20 protein-coding genes are annotated in these 19,873 nt (G+C 65.4%); 14 read left to right on the forward strand and 6 right to left on the reverse strand.

All coding sequences use genetic code 11. The annotated features are described in order from the left end of the window. From IE101_RS07275 to IE101_RS07285, 3 genes are read left to right on the forward strand one after another with little or no spacing between them, the layout of a single operon-like run. Nucleotides 1-960 carry an ABC transporter permease gene (locus IE101_RS07275; protein ID WP_189633169.1) on the forward strand — a complete coding sequence of 320 codons (960 nt, stop codon included), beginning with the start codon at nucleotides 1-3 and terminating at the stop codon, nucleotides 958-960. Further along, nucleotides 957-1,775, forward strand: a complete 819-nt coding sequence (locus IE101_RS07280; protein WP_189633170.1) for an ABC transporter permease — start codon at nucleotides 957-959, stop codon at nucleotides 1,773-1,775. The genes IE101_RS07275 and IE101_RS07280 overlap by 4 nt, the downstream gene beginning before the upstream one ends. Next, on the forward strand, nucleotides 1,768-3,411 hold the full coding sequence (locus tag IE101_RS07285) for an ABC transporter ATP-binding protein (protein WP_229804056.1): 1,644 nt from the start codon (nucleotides 1,768-1,770) through the stop codon (nucleotides 3,409-3,411). The genes IE101_RS07280 and IE101_RS07285 overlap by 8 nt, the downstream gene beginning before the upstream one ends. Nucleotides 3,412-3,483: 72 nt before the next feature. Here IE101_RS07285 and IE101_RS07290 read toward each other — a convergent pair whose 3' ends face one another. Further along, nucleotides 3,484-4,392 carry an alpha/beta hydrolase gene (locus IE101_RS07290; RefSeq protein WP_189633172.1) on the reverse strand — a complete coding sequence of 303 codons (909 nt, stop codon included), beginning with the start codon at nucleotides 4,390-4,392 and terminating at the stop codon, nucleotides 3,484-3,486. 147 nt (nucleotides 4,393-4,539) lie between these two features. On the opposite strand from IE101_RS07290, the gene IE101_RS07295 reads away from it, so the two are divergent. Next, nucleotides 4,540-4,977, forward strand: coding sequence for a PLP-dependent aminotransferase family protein (locus tag IE101_RS07295; protein WP_189633173.1), 438 nt, complete (start codon nucleotides 4,540-4,542; stop codon nucleotides 4,975-4,977). A 73-nt stretch (nucleotides 4,978-5,050) separates the two neighbouring features. On the opposite strand, the gene IE101_RS07300 is transcribed toward IE101_RS07295, so the two are convergent. Further along, a complete protein-coding gene (locus tag IE101_RS07300) occupies nucleotides 5,051-5,257 on the reverse strand; it encodes a cold-shock protein (RefSeq protein WP_189633174.1) in 207 nt (68 codons plus the stop codon). Nucleotides 5,258-5,479: 222 nt separating this feature from the next. Here IE101_RS07300 and IE101_RS07305 point away from each other — a divergent pair, with 222 nt between their 5' ends. The 5 genes from IE101_RS07305 (at nucleotide 5,480) to IE101_RS07325 (ending at nucleotide 9,672) form a co-directional block, all read left to right on the forward strand. Continuing rightward, on the forward strand, nucleotides 5,480-6,001 hold the full coding sequence (locus tag IE101_RS07305; protein ID WP_189633175.1) for an alkylphosphonate utilization protein: 522 nt from the start codon (nucleotides 5,480-5,482) through the stop codon (nucleotides 5,999-6,001). 146 nt (nucleotides 6,002-6,147) lie between these two features. Continuing rightward, entirely contained in the window at nucleotides 6,148-7,443 is a 1,296-nt protein-coding gene (gene ccrA, locus IE101_RS07310; RefSeq protein WP_189633176.1) for a crotonyl-CoA carboxylase/reductase, read from the forward strand. A 159-nt stretch (nucleotides 7,444-7,602) separates the two neighbouring features. Then, nucleotides 7,603-7,788, forward strand: coding sequence for a hypothetical protein (locus IE101_RS07315; protein ID WP_189633177.1), 186 nt, complete (start codon nucleotides 7,603-7,605; stop codon nucleotides 7,786-7,788). A gap of 44 nt (nucleotides 7,789-7,832) precedes the next feature. Continuing rightward, the gene (locus IE101_RS07320) at nucleotides 7,833-9,359 is read left to right on the forward strand and encodes an ATP-dependent DNA helicase (protein ID WP_189633178.1); all 1,527 of its coding nucleotides are present in this window, start codon (nucleotides 7,833-7,835) and stop codon (nucleotides 9,357-9,359) included. A 76-nt stretch (nucleotides 9,360-9,435) separates the two neighbouring features. Then, nucleotides 9,436-9,672, forward strand: coding sequence for an Lrp/AsnC ligand binding domain-containing protein (locus IE101_RS07325; RefSeq protein WP_189633179.1), 237 nt, complete (start codon nucleotides 9,436-9,438; stop codon nucleotides 9,670-9,672). Nucleotides 9,673-9,721: 49 nt separating this feature from the next. On the opposite strand, the gene IE101_RS07330 is transcribed toward IE101_RS07325, so the two are convergent. The 3 genes from IE101_RS07330 to IE101_RS07340 form a co-directional block, all read right to left on the reverse strand. Further along, nucleotides 9,722-9,907 (reverse strand): zinc-finger domain-containing protein, encoded by a 186-nt coding sequence (locus tag IE101_RS07330; RefSeq protein ID WP_189633180.1) that lies wholly within the window; start codon nucleotides 9,905-9,907, stop codon nucleotides 9,722-9,724. An 88-nt stretch (nucleotides 9,908-9,995) separates the two neighbouring features. After that, the gene (locus IE101_RS07335) at nucleotides 9,996-10,217 is read right to left on the reverse strand and encodes a DUF2798 domain-containing protein (RefSeq protein ID WP_189633181.1); all 222 of its coding nucleotides are present in this window, start codon (nucleotides 10,215-10,217) and stop codon (nucleotides 9,996-9,998) included. Nucleotides 10,218-10,284: 67 nt separating this feature from the next. Continuing rightward, complete coding sequence (locus IE101_RS07340; protein WP_189633182.1) at nucleotides 10,285-10,845, reverse strand: DUF1285 domain-containing protein; 561 nt, start codon at nucleotides 10,843-10,845, stop codon at nucleotides 10,285-10,287. An 85-nt stretch (nucleotides 10,846-10,930) separates the two neighbouring features. On the opposite strand from IE101_RS07340, the gene IE101_RS07345 reads away from it, so the two are divergent. Genes IE101_RS07345 through IE101_RS07360 form a run of 4 tightly spaced genes read left to right on the forward strand, consistent with a single transcriptional unit; the run spans nucleotide 10,931 to nucleotide 17,620 of the window. After that, nucleotides 10,931-11,929, forward strand: coding sequence for an AAA family ATPase (locus tag IE101_RS07345; RefSeq protein WP_189633183.1), 999 nt, complete (start codon nucleotides 10,931-10,933; stop codon nucleotides 11,927-11,929). Continuing rightward, nucleotides 11,926-12,810, forward strand: coding sequence for a DUF58 domain-containing protein (locus tag IE101_RS07350; RefSeq protein ID WP_373296078.1), 885 nt, complete (start codon nucleotides 11,926-11,928; stop codon nucleotides 12,808-12,810). The genes IE101_RS07345 and IE101_RS07350 overlap by 4 nt, the downstream gene beginning before the upstream one ends. Continuing rightward, on the forward strand, nucleotides 12,810-15,548 hold the full coding sequence (locus tag IE101_RS07355; RefSeq protein WP_189633184.1) for a DUF4159 domain-containing protein: 2,739 nt from the start codon (nucleotides 12,810-12,812) through the stop codon (nucleotides 15,546-15,548). Before IE101_RS07350 ends, IE101_RS07355 begins: the two co-directional genes overlap by 1 nt. Then, complete coding sequence (locus IE101_RS07360; RefSeq protein ID WP_189633185.1) at nucleotides 15,545-17,620, forward strand: glutamine amidotransferase; 2,076 nt, start codon at nucleotides 15,545-15,547, stop codon at nucleotides 17,618-17,620. The genes IE101_RS07355 and IE101_RS07360 overlap by 4 nt, the downstream gene beginning before the upstream one ends. Here IE101_RS07360 and IE101_RS07365 read toward each other — a convergent pair whose 3' ends face one another. Further along, nucleotides 17,621-18,337: a DUF599 domain-containing protein gene (locus tag IE101_RS07365; protein WP_189633186.1), complete on the reverse strand. Its 717-nt coding sequence runs from the start codon at nucleotides 18,335-18,337 to the stop codon at nucleotides 17,621-17,623. 82 nt (nucleotides 18,338-18,419) lie between these two features. Here IE101_RS07365 and IE101_RS07370 point away from each other — a divergent pair, with 82 nt between their 5' ends. Further along, a complete protein-coding gene (locus tag IE101_RS07370; RefSeq protein WP_189633187.1) occupies nucleotides 18,420-19,868 on the forward strand; it encodes an FAD-linked oxidase C-terminal domain-containing protein in 1,449 nt (482 codons plus the stop codon). Nucleotides 19,869-19,873: the final 5 nt, after the last annotated feature.

A 19,873-nucleotide genomic window follows, 5' to 3' on the forward strand; every position in this document is an offset into this window, starting at 1 on the left:
ATGGCGCATCCGGTGATGAAAATGGTTGCCCAGCGCGTTGCGCTGGGCCTCCTCCTGCTTCTGGCGGCGTCTGTGCTGATCTTTGTCGGCACGCAGATCCTGCCGGGAGATGTGGCGCAATCCATTCTGGGCCAGTCGGCCACCCCTGAAACCCTTGCCAACCTGCGCGCCGAGCTGGGCCTGAATGAGCCCGCGCTCTCACGCTATTTCACCTGGCTGGGCGGGATCCTGCACGGTGATCTGGGCACAGCCCTTTCCAATGGCGAGCCGATTGGCCCCGCCTTGGGCAAGCGTTTGGCCAATACGTTGTTCCTGGCGGGGGCTGCCGCGGTGATCGCGGTGCCGCTGGCGGTGCTGCTGGGCCTTGTTTCGGTGCGCTATCGCAACCGCTGGCCCGACAAGGTGATTTCCGCCGTCACGCTGGCCACCATTTCGGTGCCTGAATTCCTGCTGGGCTATATCGTCGTCTTTTACCTTGCGGTGGAATGGCGGCTGCTGCCCTCGCTTTCGACGGTTTATGACGGCATGGCGCTGTCCGAACGTCTTTACGCCGTCGGCCTGCCGGTCATCGTGCTGGTGCTGGCCGTGCTGGGCCACATGATGCGGATGACCCGTGCGGCCATCCTGAACGTGATGCAATCGGCCTATATCGAAACGGCCGAGCTGAAGGGCCTGCGCCCCTTCGCCATCATCGCCAAACACGCCTTTCCGAACGCCATCGCCCCCGTTGTGAACGTGGTGATGATCAACCTTGCCTATCTCGTGGTGGGCGTGGTCGTGGTCGAGGTGGTCTTCGTCTACCCCGGCATGGGGCAATATCTGGTGGACCATGTTGCCAAACGTGACGTGCCCGTGGTGCAGGCCTGCGGTCTGGTCTTTGCGGGCGTCTATATCGGTCTGAACCTTGTGGCAGATATCGTATCCATCCTGGCCAATCCCCGTCTGAGGCATCCGAAATGACCCGGCTTCCTGTTTCTGCTCTGGTCGGGTTGTCTTTCACCTCGGCCTATTTCCTCGCGGCGCTGTTCGCACCGCTGATCGCCCCCTATGGCATGGCCGAAATCGTCGGCGACAGCTGGGAGCCGTCCTCGGCCCAGTTTTGGCTGGGTACCGACAGTATCGGGCGCGATCTGATGTCGCGCATGATCTGGGGCGGGCGGACGACCATCTTTGTTGCGGCCTGTGCCACGCTTCTGTCCTTTGGCCTTGGGTCGATCCTTGGCTTCTTTGCTGCGGTCCGCGGGGGCTGGGTGGATCAGGTACTGTCACGGCTGGTCGATCTGATGATGTCGATCCCCTCGCTCATTTCCGCGCTGGTGATCTTGTCGGTGATGCCGGTGACGCTGCCGGTGCTGATCCTGGTGATGGGGGTGCTGGACAGTACCCGGGTTTTCCGCTTGGCGCGTGCCGTCGCGGTGGATATTGCCGTGATGGATTATGTTGAGGCTGCGCGGTTGCGCGGGGAAAAACAGGCCTGGATCATCTTCCGCGAAATTCTGCCCAATGCCCTGTCACCGTTGGTGGCGGAAATGGGGCTGCGCTTCATCTTTGCGGTGCTGTTCATTTCCACTCTGTCTTTCCTTGGGCTGGGTGTGCAGCCGCCGATGGCTGACTGGGGCGGTATCGTGAAGGAAAACAAGGAGGGCATCGTCTACGGCATCCCTGCCGCACTGATCCCTGCCTTTGCCATCGCGACGCTGGCGATTTCGGTGAACCTTGTTGCCGACTGGGTGCTGAACCGCACTTCCAGCCTGAAAGGAGGCCGTGGTGCCTGATCCGCAACACCCTTTGCTCGATATCCGCAATCTGGTGATCGAGGCGACGAGCTATCCGCCCGGCGAACCGCCCAAGACTGTAACCCTGGTGCATGGCGTGTCGCTGACGCTGGAAAAGGGCAAGGTTCTGGGCCTGATCGGCGAAAGTGGCGCCGGGAAATCGACCATCGGGCTGTCGTCCATGGCCTATGGGCGCGGTGGCGTCCGCATCACTGGCGGTGAGGTCATCCTGAACGGGCGTGACATCCTGAAGGGGGGCGCCGCCGGCTTGCGGGCGCTGCGCGGGCGCGAGGTGACCTATGTCGCCCAATCCGCCGCCGCGGCCTTCAACCCCGCCAAACCCTTGATGGAGCAGGTGATCGAGACGACCCTGTCCCACGGCCTCATGTCACGGGCCGAGGCCGAGGTGCGGGCGGTGGACCTGTTCCGTCAGCTGGGCCTGCCCAACCCCGAAACGATCGGGCGGCGCTTTCCGCATCAGGTTTCGGGCGGGCAGCTGCAGCGGGTGATGACGGCGATGGCGCTCTGCCCCAAACCTGATCTGGTGATCTTTGACGAACCGACCACCGCGCTGGATGTGACCACGCAGATCGACGTTCTGGCGGCGATCAAGCGCGCGATCCATGAAACCGGGGTGGCGGCGCTTTACATCACCCATGATCTTGCCGTGGTGGCGCAGGTGGCCGATGATATCATGGTGCTGCGCCATGGCCGGACCGTGGAATATGGCAGCGTGCAGCAGGTGATCGAGGCCCCGCGCGAGGCCTATACCCAGGCGCTGGTGTCGGTGCGGTCGATCGACCATGTTGAAAAGCCCGAGGCGCCGCCGCTTCTGTCGATCCAGAATGTGACGGCGCGCTACAAGGGCACGAATTTCGACGTGCTGAAGAACGTCTCGGTCGATCTGCCCGCCGGGCAGACGCTGGCCGTGGTGGGAGAGAGCGGTTCGGGGAAATCGACGCTGGCGCGGGTGATCACCGGGCTTTTGCCGCTGGGGCAGGGGCGGATCAGCTTTGACGGGCGGGTGCTGTCGCCCGATCTGGCGGGGCGCGCGCCCGAGGATCTGCGCCAGTTGCAGATGATCTATCAGATGGCCGATGTGGCGATGAACCCGCGTCAGACGGTGGGGACCATCATCGGGCGGCCGCTGGAATTCTACTTCGGGCTGCGGGGTGAGGCGAAGCGGCAGCGCGTGCAGGAATTGCTCGACCAGATCGAAATGGGGGCGGGCTTTGCCGACCGCTATCCGGCAGAGCTTTCGGGTGGGCAGAAGCAACGCGTCTGCATCGCGCGGGCGCTGGCGGCGAAGCCCAAGCTGATCATCTGCGATGAGGTGACCAGCGCGCTCGACCCGCTGGTGGCGGATGGCATCCTGAAGCTTTTGCTGGATCTGCAGGCGCGGGAAGGGGTGGCCTATCTTTTCATCACCCATGACCTTGCCACGGTGAAGGCGATTGCCGACCGGATTGCCGTGATGTTCAAGGGGCAGGTGCAGCGCTATGGCACCAAGACCGATGTTCTGGCACCGCCCTATGATGAGTACACGGATCTGCTGCTGTCGTCGGTGCCCGAGATGAAGTTGGGCTGGCTGGAGCAGGTGCTTGCCCATCGGCGGATGGAGGGCGCGGGGAACTGAGCCCCGCGCGGGATGGTGGGCGGCCGGGGCTCTGCCCCGGACCCCGGGATATTTTTGCCAAGATGAAAGGGATCAGCCTTGGCCTGTGAGGGGCAGAAGGCGGTCCAGCAGACGGTCGAAGGCAGCGCGGGCGCGTGGGACTGAGTGGCGCGCGCGCAGCCAACCATGGACCAGCCCTTCATCAAGCAGCCATTCGGCGCGGCCCCCGGCCGCGGTGATGTGTCGGGCATAGTCGCGCCCGTCATCGGCCAGCGGGTCGCATTCGGCGCTGGCGACGACGACGGGGGGCAAGCCGGTGAAATCGGTATCGTCCAGCACATTGGCCGTAGGATCAGGGGTGGCGGGTTCGCGGCCGCCGTGGCGCGCTTGCGCATACCAGACCACATCGGCGCGGCTGAGCATGGGGGCATTGGCATGAGTCAGGTAGCTGCCCTGATCGCGATTGCCACCAAGGCCGGGGTAGATGAGCAGAAGGCCCCGCAGATCGGCCTGCCCGCGCAGGGCATGGGCCACCGAGGCGGCCAGCGACCCGCCCGCGGAATCGCCCGCAAGGAGGAGCGGCCCCTGCACCGATGCAGCCACCGCGCGCGCATCCTCAAAGGCGGCGGGGTGCAGATGTTCCGGCACCAGCCGGTAATCGGCGCTGATCACCCTGCTGCGTGTCGAGGCGGCGATTTCGGCGCAGACATCATCGTGGCTGTCGAGCCCGCCGACGACAAAGCCGCCGCCGTGGAAGTAGACGATGGTCACCGGGCCGGGGGCCTCGGGCGTATAGAGACGGCAAGGGACCCCGGCGACGGTATCATCCCGGCAATCGAGGCCCGCGGGGCGGGGCGCGCGGAAGGCCGCACACATGCGATCATAGACTGCGCGCTGTTCTGCGACCGAGAGGTCCACGGCGTCGGGCGGGTAGTAGCTGTCGGTCCGGCGGATGAAGGCCCAGGTCGCGGCATCGATTTGGGGATAGGCGGGGTCTGTCATGGGCGGGGCTCTCTCTGGCGCGGTTTTTTTGAGGCTGCCATGCGGGCGCACGAAAAGATGGCCTGATTTGTCAACCTTTGCGCTCAATTCTGCCAAAAAGCATCCGTATCGCTGTGTCGAGGGAAACTCTTAGCCTGTGGGGACATCATGCAGATCTTCCGACCCGATAGCGAAGATGCCAACCTGGTGGCCTGGGGGGTGCGTGTCCTGATGATTTCGGACCCGAAGACGCCGGGGACGGAAGTCGCCATGCGCCGGATTGCGGGTTTTGGCGGGATCATCGACCATCACGATGAATTCTACACCGGGCTGCAGGTCGCGCTGGATGATCCGGCGGGCTATCAGCTGTTTGTCATGCTCTGCGATGATCTGGGCGGGCTGGCGGCGGGGCAGCGGGCGCATGGGTTGCTGCGCGGGTCGGGCTGTATGGTGCCGGTGATTCTGGTGTCGTCTGAATGTGGCACGCAGATCTTTCCCGAAGATCGGCAGGCGGCTGTCGTGCTGCGTTCGCCGCTGTCGGCGGTGTCGCTGCGCGTAGGTTTCGAACATGCGCTGCGCGACCGGATGCTGTGGGCTGCGGCCTGATCCACTGCAATGCGGCCTTGAAAAAAGGGGCGCGGCCAGATCGGCTGCGCCCCTTTTCTGTCTGATCCGAAAATCAGGCCAGCGAGATCTGGGTCGCGGATTCGCGACCGTCGCGGCCGGATTCGATTTCGAAGGTCACAGCTTGGCCGTCTTTCAGTTCACGGATGCCAGCGCGCTCCAGCGCGGTGATGTGAACGAAGATGTCCTTCTTGCCGCCTTCCGGGGCAATGAAGCCGTAGCCTTTGGTGGCGTTGAACCATTTCACGGTGCCCTTGGCCATCGTGAGAACTCCTGTGTCTTTTGCCGTCCGCAACATGCGACGGCCCGGCATCGTCAGCGCTTGTCGAGCTGTGGCCGGAATCGGAGACAGGGTCGAGAGGTAACGTAGCCTCTAAGATATGGGGGCGGGAAAACACGAAAGCAAGTGTATTCGCGAAATGTCACGTTGCGCGGCAGAGTTACGACCACTAGCAGCGGCAGGGTGATGCAGAAAGGACAGCAGATGACGGATCAGGATCTTGTCGCCCGCGCGGGCGGGGTTTGCGAATTTTGTGGCGCGGCCGAGGGGCTGGAGGGGGTCGAGTTCGCGCCGGCGGGGCCGGTGCTGCTTTGCCCGGCCTGCCGGGGCGAGGTCGAGGTGCCCGAAGATCACTGGCGTTGTCTGGAAGGTGCCGCCTGGACGGCGGTGCCGGAAGTGCAGCTGGCGGTCTGGCGCAAGCTGGGCGGGATCGAAGCGCCTTGGGCAGGCGAGGCCCGCGCGGCGATGGAGTTGCTGCCCGAGGTCGAAGGCTGGGCGCAGGCGCCCGGTGCCGTCGAACACCGCGACAGCAATGGCGCGATTCTGGCCAATGGCGATACGGTCACGCTGATCAAGGATCTGCCGGTGAAGGGTGCGGGCTTTACCGCCAAGCGCGGCACGGCGGTGCGCGGCATCAGTTTGGTGCCCAACAATGCCGGGCAGATCGAGGGGCGCGTCGAAGGGCAAAGGATTGTCATTCTGACGGAATTCGTCCGGAAACGCTAAGGTCAGGCGGTAACGCTGCAATGCGGCAGACATAAAATTACAAGCAAGACCTAAATATGGTTGCAATATTGCGCGGCCGTTGTATCTCTTTCTGCAGAGCCGCGCCGATTCTGCGGCGCGGCAACACCATCTGACAGGAGGGCCCCATGGCACTGGACACGCAGCCCGCGATTGCGCCTTATGACGCTCCGGTGAAGGATCTTTATGAAATCGGCGAGATGCCGCCGCTCGGGCATGTTCCCAAGAACATGTATTCCTGGGCGATCCGGCGCGAACGCCACGGCGAGCCGGAACAGGCGATGCAGGTCGAGGTCGTGCCGACTTGGGAGATCGACAGCCATGAGGTGCTCGTGCTCGTGATGGCGGCGGGCGTGAACTACAATGGCGTCTGGGCCGGTCTTGGCGTGCCGATCTCGCCTTTCGATGGCCACAAGCAGCCCTATCACATCGCCGGGTCGGATGCCTCGGGCATTGTCTGGGCCGTGGGCGACAAGGTGAAAACCTGGAAGGTGGGGGATGAGGTTGTCATCCACTGCAACCAGGACGACGGCGATGATGAGGAATGCAACGGCGGCGACCCGATGTTTTCGCCCACCCAGCGCATCTGGGGCTATGAGACGCATGACGGCTCTTTCGCGCAGTTCACCCGCGTGCAGGCCCAGCAGCTGATGCCGCGGCCCAAGCACCTGACCTGGGAAGAAAGCGCCTGCTACACGCTGACGCTGGCCACCGCATACCGGATGCTCTTTGGCCATGCGCCGCATGACCTGAAGCCCGGTCAGAACGTGCTGATCTGGGGCGCCTCGGGCGGTCTGGGGTCCTATGCGGTGCAGCTGGTGAATGCCGCAGGGGCCAATGCGATCGGCGTGATTTCGGAAGAGGACAAGCGCGATTTCGTCATGTCGCTGGGTGCGAAGGGCGTGATCAACCGCAAGGACTTCAAATGTTGGGGGCAGCTGCCCAAGGTCAATACGCCTGAATACAATGACTGGCTGAAAGAGGCCCGCAAGTTCGGCAAGGCGATCTGGGATATCACCGGCAAGGGCGTGAACGTGGACATGGTCTTCGAACACCCCGGCGAGGCAACCTTCCCGGTGTCGTCGCTGGTGTGCAAGAAGGGCGGCATGGTCGTGATCTGCGCGGGCACCAGCGGCTTCAACTGCACCTTTGACGTGCGCTACATGTGGATGCACCAAAAGCGTCTGCAGGGCAGCCACTTTGCCCACCTGAAACAGGCTGCGGCGGCAAACAAGCTGATGTGCGAGCGCCGCCTTGACCCCTGCATGTCCGAGGTCTTCCCTTGGTCGGAGATCCCCAAGGCCCATACGCTGATGATGCGGAACCAGCACAAACCCGGCAATATGGCCGTGCTGGTGCAGGCCCCCCGCACCGGCCTGCGGACCTTTGAAGATGCGTTGGACGCGGGCCGCACCGCCAGCTGACCCCAACGCCTGATCCTGCCCCGCCGCCCGCGCCCCCAAAGCGCGGGCGGCATTTTTTTGCGCGACGGAACCGCCCCCGGTGACGTTCTGTTGACCAATGGCTTTTACTGTCACGGTAATCGCAGATTGATTGCAGTTTTTGGAACATTCGGGGGGTGCATGGCCGATAACTGGATTTTTGATGTCCTGGCCGATTTGCGGCGCTTTGCTTTGGCCAATGACTTGCAGGCACTCGCAGCGCAGGTGCAGGCCACGGTGCAGGTGGCGGAACAGGAACTCGCCGCCCGCGCGGATGGAAAACCGGCGCCCCGCACAGGGCAGGGGGGGCGGGCTTTCCCGCACTGAAGGCCCTCTCGCCATTTCCGGTGCGCTCGCCTATGGTGCGCGCCATGAACAGCCCCGCGATTTCTTTTTCCGAGGATCAGGCAGAGGCCTGGGACCGCGTGGCCGAACAGCTGCGCGGCATGGGGGTCGATCTGCTCGAAGGCGCCCATGTCCCCCCGGTTGAGGGCAAAAGCACCGTTCTGGCCGTGATGGGCAAGGCGGGGTCGGGCAAGACCATGCTGCTCGCTTCGCTCTACAAATCCCTGCAGGCGGCAGGGATCGAGGTGATTTCCGGCGATTACGAGGGCAAGAAGAAGAAAGACCGGCGCACGCTTGCCATTTTGGCGCCCACGAACAAGGCGGCCTCGGTCCTGCGGATGCGGGGGGTGCCTGCGACCACGATTCACCGCATTCTTTATACCCCTGTCTATGATCCGCAATATGAGCGCATCGCGGATTGGCTGACCGGCAATGGCCCGCGGCCCGAGGTCGAAGGGTTGACCGAACTGGCCCTCGACCGGGCCAAGGCGTTTTACGAACAGAATGCCTCGGTCCCCGGGGCGCTGGCCGCGGCAGGGTTGCGCGGGTCCGATTTCATCCAGGGCTGGAAACGGCGGGAAGAGCCGCTGGACATCGGCTTTATCGATGAAAGCTCGATGCTCGATGACCGCCAGTTCGATGATCTGCGCGAGATTTTTCCGACGCTGGTCCTGTTCGGGGACCCGGCGCAGCTGGCGCCTGTGGGCCAAAGCGGCCAGATGGTCTTTGAAAAGCTGGGGCCGACGCGGCAGCTGCATCTGTCGCGCATCCACCGGCAGGCCGAGGGAAACCCGATCCTCGATCTGGCTCATGCGCTGGCTGACCCCGATCTGGGGTTCGATCAGTTTGAGCGCATGGTCGAACAGGCCGCCCGCCGCGATGACCGTGTGGTGCTGGCCGAACGGGTCAACAGTGACATGATGGCCCGCAGCCCGGTGCTGGTCTGGCGCAATGCCACGCGCATCCGGCTGATCAACGCCTTCCGCGCGGTGCATGGCGCGCCCGAAGATGCCCTTCTGCCCGGTGAGCCGCTGATTTGCGACGGGATCGAGCTGCCGCTGAAGCACCGCAAGAAACGTATCGATCTTGAGGCGCGCGGGCTGATCAAGGGCGCGCAGGTGATCTATCTTGCGCCCGGCAGCCGCCCCGGTTTTGCACGGCTGCATGTGATCGGGTCGGAAGACCCGCAGCTTTCGGCGGCTTCGATCATCAAGATCGAGAAACCGGATGAGGAAGAGCCCTTCATCCCGCAGGCCGCTACCATGGGCGCGGCCTTCCTGCATGGCGCGGCGGTGACGATCCACAAGGCGCAGGGCAGTCAATGGCCCGAAGTGCAGGTCTTTGCGCCCGATCTTTGGGCCGCTGCTCAGGCCGGGCGATCCGAAGCTGGCATCCCGCTATGGAAACGGCTGGCCTATGTGGCCATCACCCGCGCCGAAAAGCGGCTGCATTGGGTCGTCCGCAACCGTCTGGCGCGGCCGCAGAGCCTGCTGGGGATTGAGGACCTGCGCGCGCAGGCGCCTGCGACGCTCGCGCTCCGCACTGAGGAGTGACGCCCGAAGAATGACGGGCGCGCCCACTTTTGTCGGCGCCCGTGCCGCGCTAACCTGCCCCGAAAAGGAGCCCCCCATGACCTGCGTCTTTGTTCAGTTCCGCTGCATCCCCGGCCAGACCTACAAGGTCGCCGATGCCATCTATGACCGTGAAATCGTGAGCGAGCTTTACTCCACCTCGGGCGAATACGACCTGATCGCAAAAATCTACATCCCCGAAGGCGAGGATGTCGGTCACTACCTGAGCGAGCGTCTGTTCGACATTCCCGGCATCGTGCGGACGCTGACCACGATGACCTTCAAGGCCTTCTGATCTGCCGGAAAGGCAAAAGGGGCCGGCTTTCGCCTGGCCCCTTGATGTCTTAGTGGTCGTCGTGGGCGTGATCGCGGTCGATCACATAGCGTTTGTCGCAATAGCCGCATTCGACCATGCCGGTGTCCTGCGGGATCGACAGCCAGACGCGCGGATGGCCAAGCGCCCCTTCGCCCCCGTCGCAGGCCACCTTCCATGTGGTGACGACTTGGGTTTCCGGCGCTTCGATGCTCATGGCTGATCCTCTTGGAATGGCGGGGCAGAGCCCTTTGCGCGCCATTCTAGAAAGCCTGACCCGCAGGGGCAAGGCCGAAGCGCGGCGCTCAGGCCGTCAGGCGTGCGACGATGCGGCGGGTCAGGGGGGCCACCACAAGAACGGTGGGGAAGGCCACGGCCCAGGCCGTCAGCCAGCTGCCCATCCAAGCCGTGGCAAAGCCGGGGTGCAGCCCAAGCGCACGGGCGGTAGCAATGGCGCTGACGATGCAGGACATCAGGCCCGACAAGATCAGGCCGAACAGGAACGGGGCAAAACGGGCGGGGATCATGGCGCTTTCCTTGGTATGCCCCGCCTTCATCCGCGATCCGGCGCGCCAGTGCAACGGCGCCCGCCCGTCATCCTGCCAGATCGCTGGCCCGCGCCACGGGAAAGAACACGCCGCCTGACATCAGGCCGAACCAGTCTTCGCCCTCATGCGCCTGCGTGGTGCCAACCTCGACCAGCCGGTAAAAGCTTTTCCGGTCCACCCGCGCCTCAAGGCCGCGGCGCACCATCACATAGGGGGCGCCGCCGGGGTCCGGGTTCATTCGCAATGGGTTGTCCGGGCCTGCCGTGACCTCATCCCCCACATTGGTGGTAAAGGTGATGCGCTGATCCGGCCCCTGATTCTCGATCTGGAAATCCACGGCGATGAAGGGCGCGTCCTCGACCTGAATCCCCAGCTTTTCGACCGGCGTCACCAGGTAATAACGCCCCTCCTCCAACTTGAGGATCGAGGCGAAGAGCTTTACCAGCGGGGCGCGGCCAATCGGCGTGCCTTCGTGAAACCAGGTGCCGTCGCGGGCAATCCGCATGTCCATTTCGCCGCAATAGTCGGGGTTCCACAGATGCACCGGCGGCGGCCCCTTTTTCGAGGCCGCCTTGGCCTGCTCCAAAATCCCTGATTTCACAGACATTTGTCGCCTTTTCGCTTTTGTCATTTGTGCCCGGCGGCACGATCCGTTCTAATGCGGACAGTATAACCGTTCGGGGGTGGAAGTCATGGCGGAAGAGCTGGTCCAGCGGATCGAATCGCTCGGCGCGAAACTGGCCGAGGCGAAGGCATCGATCAACCGCCGCTTCATCGGGCAGGACCGGGTGGTCGATCTGGTGCTGGCCTCGATGCTCTGCGGGGGGCATGCGCTGCTGGTGGGTTTGCCGGGGCTGGGGAAGACGCGGCTGATCGATACGCTCTCGACTGTGATGGGCCTTCGGGGCAGCCGCATCCAGTTCACGCCCGATCTGATGCCCGCCGATATTCTGGGCTCCGAGGTGCTGGAAACCGCCGCCGATGGCAGCCGCGCCTTCCGCTTCATCGAAGGGCCGATCTTTTGTCAGCTGCTGATGGCCGATGAAATCAACCGCGCCAGCCCGCGCACGCAATCGGCCCTGCTGCAGGCGATGCAGGAGCGTGAGGTGACGATTGCCGGGCAGCACCGCCCGCTGGGGCGGCCGTTCCATGTGCTGGCGACGCAGAACCCGATTGAACAGGAAGGCACCTATCCGTTGCCCGAGGCGCAGCTGGACCGTTTCCTCGTGCAGATCGACGTGGATTACCCGGACCGCGCGACCGAGCGGGAGATCCTGCTCGCCACCACCGGCGCGGTGGAGGAAGAGGTGCACCAGGTCTTTACCGCCGCCGATCTGCTGGAGGCGCAGGATGTGATCCGGCGGATGCCGGTGGGCGACAGCGTGGTCGAGGCAATTCTCGATCTGGTCCGCGCCTGCCGCCCCGGCGAGGTTGAGGGGGCGGCGCTGGCCGAGACGCTGGCCTGGGGGCCGGGGCCGCGGGCGGCGCAGGCGCTCATGCTGACAACGCGCGCGCGGGCGCTGCTGGACGGGCGGCTTGCGCCCTCGGTCGCGGATGTGGCGGCGCTGGCGCGTCCGGTTCTGACGCATCGGATGGCGCTGAACTTTGCCGCGCGGGCGCGGGGCGAAAGCCTTGCCGCGGTGATTGACCGGGTTGCCGCCCGCAGCCTTGGACTTGAGGCCGCGGCGTGAGGTCTGCCGACCCCATCGCCCCCGGTTTGCGAGCGCGGGCCGAACGTCTGGGCCAGTCCCTGCCGCCGTTGCTTGCGGCGGCGGACCATCTGGCCTCGGCCGTGGTGCTGGGGGATCATGGCCGCCGTCGTGCGGGCATGGGGGATGAATTCTGGCAATATCGTCAGGCACATAGCGGTGACAGCGCCCGGATGATAGATTGGCGCAGATCGGCGCGGGGCGATGTGCAATTCGTGCGCGAACGCGAATGGCAGGCGGCGCAGAGCGTGTCGCTCTGGGTGGATGCCTCGGCCTCGATGCGGTTTTCGGGTGACACGGCGCGCCCGCCCAAGGGCGACCGGGCGCGGCTGCTGGCGCTGGCGCTGGCGGTGCTGCTGTTGCGCGGGGGGGAACGTGTCGGGGTGATGGGCGATCACAGCCCGCCCCGGTCTGGCCGCGCGCAGGCCGAACGATTGGCGCTGGCCCTGTCGGTCGACGGGGCCGAGGATTATGGCCGCCCGGAAACCACCGGGCTTGCCCTGCATGGCCGCGCGGTGCTGGTGTCGGATTTTCTGGGGGATCTGGCAGGGGTGGAAGCCGCGCTGGCTGCCGCCGCAGAACGCGGTGTGCGCGGCGCGATGCTGCAGGTGCTGGACCCGGCGGAAGAGGATTTCCCCTTTGATGGCCGAACAATCTTTGAATCGATGGGCGGGCAACTGTCGTTTGAAACGCTGCGCGCGGGCGATCTGCGCGCGCGCTATCTGGCGCGGCTGGCGGAACGACGTGATCGTCTTTTGGCGCTGGCGCGGGCCTCGGGCTGGCATTTTTCCACCCATCACACGGGCGATAGCCCGCAGGCCGCGCTTTTGTGGCTGTATCGCGCTTTGGAGGCCGCCCTCTGATGTGGATGATCGGGCCGGTCGGCTTTACCTCTCCGCTGATCCTGCTGGGGCTTCTGGCGCTGCCGTTGCTGTGGCTTTTGCTGCGCGCCGTGCCGCCTGCGCCGATCCGTCGCCGCTTTCCGGGGGTGGCGCTGCTGCTGGGCCTGCGCGACAGCGATGTTGAGGCGATGCGGACCCCCTGGTGGCTGTTGCTGCTGCGGGCCGTTGCGATCGGGGCGGCGATTCTGGCCTTTGCCGGGCCGGTCCTGAACCCCGCAGCACCCGCGCCTGCCTCGGATGCCCCGCTTCTGGTGGTGATTGACGGGGGCTGGGCCGATGCGCGCGACTGGCCGCGCCGCGTGGATCAGGCGACCCGCGTGGTGGAGGCGGCGGGCCGCGCCGGGCGCCGGGTGGCGCTGCTGCGCCTGTCGGATGCGCCCCAGACCCCGGTGTTTCAGGCCGCGCAGGCCGTGCGCGATCGGCTGGTGGGGCTGGCCCCCCAGCCGTTTGCGCCTGCGAATCTTGCGGGCTGGGGGCAGCTGCTTCCAGCGGAAGCCTTTGAAACCTATTGGATTTCGGATGGTCTGGATCATCCGGGCCGCGCCGGTTTGCTGGCGCTGATGCAGGCGCGGGGGCAGGTGCGGGTGTTTGAAAGCCCGCGTCCGGTGCTGGCGCTGCGCCCGGTTGGCTTCAAGGATGGGGCGGTGCAGATTACCGCCCTGCGCCTGCCCGCCGGGGCTGCGGCCGAGGTCGAAGTTTCGGCCCGCGGCCTTGACCCCGCAGGGATCGAGCGGGAGCTGGCCCGCGCTCAACTGCCATTCGCCGCGGGCGAGGATCGCGCCGAAACCGCGTTGCCGCTACCACCCGAGCTTCGGAACCGTCTGACCCGTTTTGAGATCATCGGCCAGCGCACCGCGGGTGCGGTGACTCTGACAGATGACAGCCTCAAGCGGCGCAAGGTCGCGCTGATCGGGGGCGGCGCGGGGAAAGAGGGGCTGTTGCTGCTGTCGCCCACGCATTACCTGCGGCAGGCGCTGGCCCCGGTGGCGGAACTGATTGACGGCAGCCTGACCGATGTTCTGGTCGCCAACCCCGATGTGATCGTGCTGGCCGATGTCGCCCGGCTGACGCAGGCGGAAAGCGATGGGCTGCAAACCTGGGTGTCGAAGGGGGGCCTGTTGTTGCGCTTTGCGGGGCCAAAGCTTGCGGCTTCGGACATCGCGCGCGACACCGCCGATCCGCTGCTGCCGGTGCGGTTGCGGCAGGGCGGGCGCAGCCTTGGCGGCGCGATGAGCTGGGGTGATCCCCGCAGCCTTGCCCCCTTTGCCGAAAGCAGCCCCTTCTTCGGCCTTCCGATTCCGGCCGAGGTGACGGTGAAGGCGCAGGTTCTGGCGCAGCCCGACCCCGATCTGGCAGCGCGGTCCATCGCGACGCTGGCCGATGGCACGCCGCTGGTGACACGCAAGGCGTTGGGGCAGGGGCAGATCGTGCTGTTCCACGTTACCGCAAATGCGGATTGGTCATCGCTGCCGTTGTCGGGGCTGTTCGTGCAGATGCTGGAACGGCTGGCCGTCTCGGCCCGCCCGGCGCTGCTGGATGCGGCAGAGCTGGCCGGGCAAACCTTCGCCCCGGAAAAGGTGCTGGATGCCTTTGGCCAGCCGCAGGAACCGCAGGGCCTGCCCGGTGTCCGGGGTGAGGATCTGGCAAAACTGCCCCCCGCCGCCGACCGTCTGCCGGGCCTTTATGCCGGTGAGGATCGGCTGATCGCGCTGAACGTCATCAGCCCGCAGACCGAGCTTTCGCCCGCCGTCTGGCCCGCCTCGGTCCCCGTTGAAGGGGGCGAGGCCGCACGGGAGCAGCCGTTGAAAGGTGCGTTTCTGGTGCTGGGTCTGGGGCTTTTGCTGCTGGATATTCTTGCTGCGCTCTGGCTTTCGGGGCGGCTCTCGGGGCGTTTGGCGGTGCGGCTTTGCGTTCTGGGGCTGGCCCTGTCGCTTGCCCCGCAGGCCCGCGCGCAGGATGATTTCGCCCTTGAGGCGACGACATCCCTGCGCCTTGGCTATGTCGTGACGGGTGACAGCACCGTCGACCGCCTGTCCGAGGCAGGCCTGCGCGGTCTTGGCATGCGGCTGTTCGAACGCACCACAATCGAACCCGCAACCCCCATGGCGGTGGATATTGAGCGTGATGAGCTGGCGTTCTTTTCCTTCCTCTACTGGCCCGTGACGGCCGATCAGGCGCTGCCTTCCGTCAACGCCTATCGCAAGCTGAATGATTATCTGCGGACGGGCGGCATGATCCTGTTTGACACGCGCGATGCAGGGATAGGCGGCACCTCGCCCGAGGCGCGTCGGCTGCAGCTGATCGCCGCGGCGCTGGACATTCCGCCGCTTGAGCCGATTCCGCCGGACCATGTGCTGACCCGCACCTTCTATCTTCTGCAGGATTTTCCCGGTCGCCAGACCGGCACCATCTGGGTTGAAGCCGCGCCCCCCGATGCCGCACAGGCCGAGGGCATGCCCTTTCGCAACCTCAACGATGGTGTGACGCCGGTGGTGATCGGCGGCAATGACTGGGCCGCCGCCTGGGCAGTCGATGATCAGGGCATTCCGCTTTACCCGGTGGGGCGGGGCAGTGTGGGCGACCGTCAGCGCGAGATTTCCTATCGCTTCGGTGTGAACCTCATCATGCATGTCTTCACCGGCAATTATAAATCCGATCAGGTGCATGTGCCGGCCCTGCTGGAAAGGTTGGGCCAATGACCGGGGCCATCGTTTTTGATCCGCTGGTGCCTTGGGCGGTGATTTGGGGCCTCGCCGCGCTGACAGCGGCCCTGGTGCTGGGCGCGGCTTGGCGCGGGCTTTCGGGCTGGTGGCTGCGCGGGCTTTCGGCCCTTGTGCTGCTGGCCGCGCTGGCGAACCCCTCCCTTCAGCAAGAGGACCGGCGCCCGCTGTCAGATATCGTGATCGCTGTTGTCGATCAGACGTCGAGCCAATCCATCGGTGAGCGCCCGGATCAGACCGCCGCCGCATTGGCCGCGCTGCAGGCGGAAATTGCGGCGCAGCCGGATACCGAGCTGCGGGTGGTGACGGTGCGGGATGCGCCCGGCAACGGCGGATCGCCCCTGATGGCCGCGCTGGCCGAAGCCCTTGCCGCCGAACCGCGGGACCGGGTCGCCGGGGCAGTCATCATCTCGGACGGGCAGGCGCATGATGTGGATCTGGCGCCCAAGGCTCCCGCGCCGGTGCATCTTCTGCTGACGGGCCAGGCCCGTGACTGGGACCGCCGCCTGATCGTCAAGAACGCCCCGGCCTTTGCCATATTGGGCGAACCCGTGACGCTGACCCTGCGGATCGAGGATGAAGGCGCTGTGCCCCCCGGTGTCGCGGGCATGGCCGATCTGTCCATCGCCATCGATGGGGGGGCGCCGCAGTGGTATTCCGTCCCGGTGGGGCAGGATCTGGACCTGCCGGTCACGTTGCCCCATGGCGGCCAGAACATCCTGCAGTTTGAGGTTGCGGCCGCCGAGGGCGAGCTGACCACCCGCAACAATGCCTCGGTCACTGCGATCAATGGCGTGCGCGATCGGCTGCGCGTCTTGCTTGTGTCGGGCGAACCCCATGCCGGGGAACGGGTCTGGCGCAACCTGCTGAAATCCGACCCCTCGGTCGATCTGGTGCATTTCACCATCCTGCGCCCGCCGGAAAAGCAGGATGGCATCCCGGTAGAGGAGCTTTCGCTGATTGCCTTCCCGACGCGAGAGCTGTTTGTCGAAAAGATCGATGAATTCGACCTCATCATTTTTGATCGTTACCGTCTGCGCGGCATCCTGCCCACGCAATACCTTGAAAACGTGCGCGATTATGTGACGCGCGGGGGGACGGTTCTGGTGGCGGCGGGGCCTGAATTCGGCACGGCGGACAGCCTGTGGCGTTCCCCCCTTGCCGATATCCTGCCGGTGACGACAACAAGCCGTGTTCTGGAGGGCGGCTTCCGCCCCAAGTTGACCGACCTTGGCCAGCGCCATCCGGTGACGCAGGGCCTTGATGCCCAGGCCCCGAAAGAGGGCTGGGGTCGCTGGTTCCGCCAGATCGAGATCGCCGCCCGTGGCGCCGGGCAGGTGGTGATGGAGGGGGCCGAGGGCAAGCCGCTGCTGGTTCTGGCGCGGGAAGGGGAAGGGCGGGTGGCCGTCCTCGCCTCGGATCACGCCTGGCTTTGGGGACGGGGCTATGAAGGCGGGGGGCCGCAGCTCGAACTGCTGCGCCGTCTGGCCCATTGGATGCTGAAAGAGCCGGAGCTTGAGGAGGAAACCCTGAGCGCCATGCCCGGCGATGGGGTGTTGCGAATCCAGCGCCGTACCCTGGCGGAACAGGCGCCCGGCCCGGTCCAGATCACCCGGCCCGATGGCAGCCGTGCGGAACTGGTGCTGCCGCAGGCCGGCCCCGGCCGCTATGAGGCTGATTGGCCCGCGCCGCAGGTGGGGCTTTATCGTCTCACGCAGGACAAGCTTTCGACCGTGGTCGCCATGGGGCCGCCCGCGCCCAAGGAGTTTGAGCGCACCTTGGCCAGCGGTGAGGTTCTGGACCCGCTGGTCGAGGCGACGCGCGGCGGTGTGCTGCGGATTTCAGATGGTTTGCCCGATGTGCGCGCCGTGGCCGAGGGCCGTGTTGCCGCCGGGCGCGGCTGGATCGGCATCACGCCGCGCGGGGCCTATGTCACGCAGGATCTGCGCGTGGTCGCGGTGCTACCCGGTTGGCTCTGGCTGGTGCTGGCAGCAAGCCTTGCGCTTGGCGCCTGGTTGCGCGAGGGGCGCCTGCCGAAACGCGCGGTTTGATCAGGCTGGCGGCTGGTTTTCGTCCAGCCGCGCCATCACCGCCGCGCGGCTTTGCGAGGCGAATTCGCGCCGGATCAGCGTGCCGAAGGTCACCGTCATCGTGGCCAGCAATCCCCATGGGCCCAGCAGCCACCCCAGCGCCCCCAGCGCGTAATAGACCGACCGCAGGCCACGATTGTAATTCCGCGCGGCGGTGACGTTCACCTCGGCCGTGCGGGCGGCCCGGTCAAAGGCGCGCGGGTCCTGAACGTCATTCGGGACCGAGGCCATGAGTACTGAGCAATAGCCAAAGAGCCGGTGCGACCACACGAATTTCAGAAAGGCATTCACCACGAAGGCCAGCACGAAAAGGATCTTCGCCTTGATCAGCAGCGCCGGGTCGCTGTGCAACTGAAAGCTGATCGCCAGCCCCTGCAGGGGTGAGGTATCGGCCAGCAGCGCCAGCCCCCCGCCGAGGCCGATCAGGCAGCTTGAAGCATAGAAGGTGATCCCCTGCCGCAGCCCGTCCAGAATCGTTGCGTCAAAGATCCGCGGCTGGCGGGTGACCATCTCGCGCATCCAGTCGCGCCGGTAATGCGCCATGATCTGCGACACCGAAGGCCGCGGAAAGCGGGGCGATTCGATCGCATGCTGCAACAGCGCCGCGCCCGCCAGCGAATAGCCAAGCGCCAGCATGTCGGCAGGGGTGAAAAGGCGGATCAGGGTCAGGGCGTCCATGCCCCATGATTAGCCGCAGGGCGCCATCTTGCCAAACCGTGAAATTGGTTATATTAATTTACCAATAGCATTGGAGCGCGCCATGGACATGCCGACCCCCAGCCCCAGCATCCTGTCGCGCAAGGCGCGGATCGTGGCGCGGTTGCAGGCGGTGCTGCCTGCGGATGCGGTGGTGCATGACCCGGCCGAGGTGCGCGCCTATGAATGCGATGCCCTTTCGGCCTATCGCTGCCCGCCGCTGGCTGCGATCCTGCCCCGAAGCACGGCCGAGGTCGCGGCCGCGCTGCGCGTCTGCCATGAAGAGGGGGTGCCGGTGGTGCCGCGCGGGGCGGGCACTTCGCTTGCCGGGGGGGCGTTGCCCACGGCCGATAGCGTGATCCTGGGCGTGGCCCGCATGACCGAGGTGCTGGAGGTCAGCTATCCTGACCGCTTCATCCGCGTGCAGGCCGGGCGCACCAATCTGGCGGTGACGGGGGCGGTTGAAGGCGACGGGTTCTTCTATGCCCCCGATCCCTCCAGCCAGCTTGCCTGTGCCATATCCGGCAATATCGCCATGAATTCGGGCGGGGCGCATTGCCTGAAATACGGGGTCACCACGAACAATCTGCTGGGGGTGACGCTGGTCCTGATGGATGGCACGGTGGTTGAGGTCGGCGGCCCCTGGATGGATGCGCCTGACCTTGATCTGCTGGGCGTGATCTGCGGGTCAGAGGGGCAGTTGGGGGTGGTGACCGAGGCGGTGCTGCGGATCCTGCCCAAGCCCGAAGGCGCGCTGCCGGTGCTGATCGGCTTTCAGTCGTCCGAGGTCGCGGGGGCCTGCGTGTCGGACATCATCAAGGCGGGGGTGCTGCCGGTCGCGATCGAATTCATGGATGGTCCCTGCATCAAGGCCTGCGAGGCCTTTGCCAAAGCGGGCTACCCTGATTGCGAGGCGCTGCTGATTGTCGAGGTTGAGGGGGCCGAGGCCGAAATCCGGCATCAGCTCTCGCTCATCACCGAGATCGCGCGCCGCCACAACCCGGTCGAAGTGCGCGAGGCGGCCGATGCCGATCAGGCCCGCCGCATCTGGCTGGGTCGCAAGTCGGCCTTTGGGGCCATGGGGCAGATCAATGATTACATGTGCCTTGATGGCACGATTCCGGTGACGGAATTGCCATATGTCCTGCGCCGGATCGGGGAGCTGAGCGCCCATTACGGCTTGGACGTAGCGAATGTTTTTCATGCCGGTGATGGCAATATGCACCCGTTGATCTTGTACAATGCGAACATTCCGGGCGAGCAGGAGAAATGTGAGGATTTCGGCGCCGATATCTTGCGCCTTTGTGTCGAGGTGGGGGGGTGTCTGACCGGCGAACATGGTGTGGGCATAGAAAAGCGCGACCTCATGGAGGTGCAATACGGCCCCGATGATCTGGAGGCGCAGTTGCGTGTGAAGGATGTGTTTGATCCGAACTGGCTGCTGAACCCCGCCAAGGTCTTTCCACTGCATGTGACCGCACCGCGCCGTGCCGCTGCGGGGGGGCAGGCATGACCCTC

Origin of the sequence: Gemmobacter lanyuensis (assembly GCF_014652355.1) — a bacterium.
In the GTDB taxonomy this organism is placed as follows: Bacteria; Pseudomonadota; Alphaproteobacteria; order Rhodobacterales; family Rhodobacteraceae; genus Gemmobacter; species Gemmobacter lanyuensis.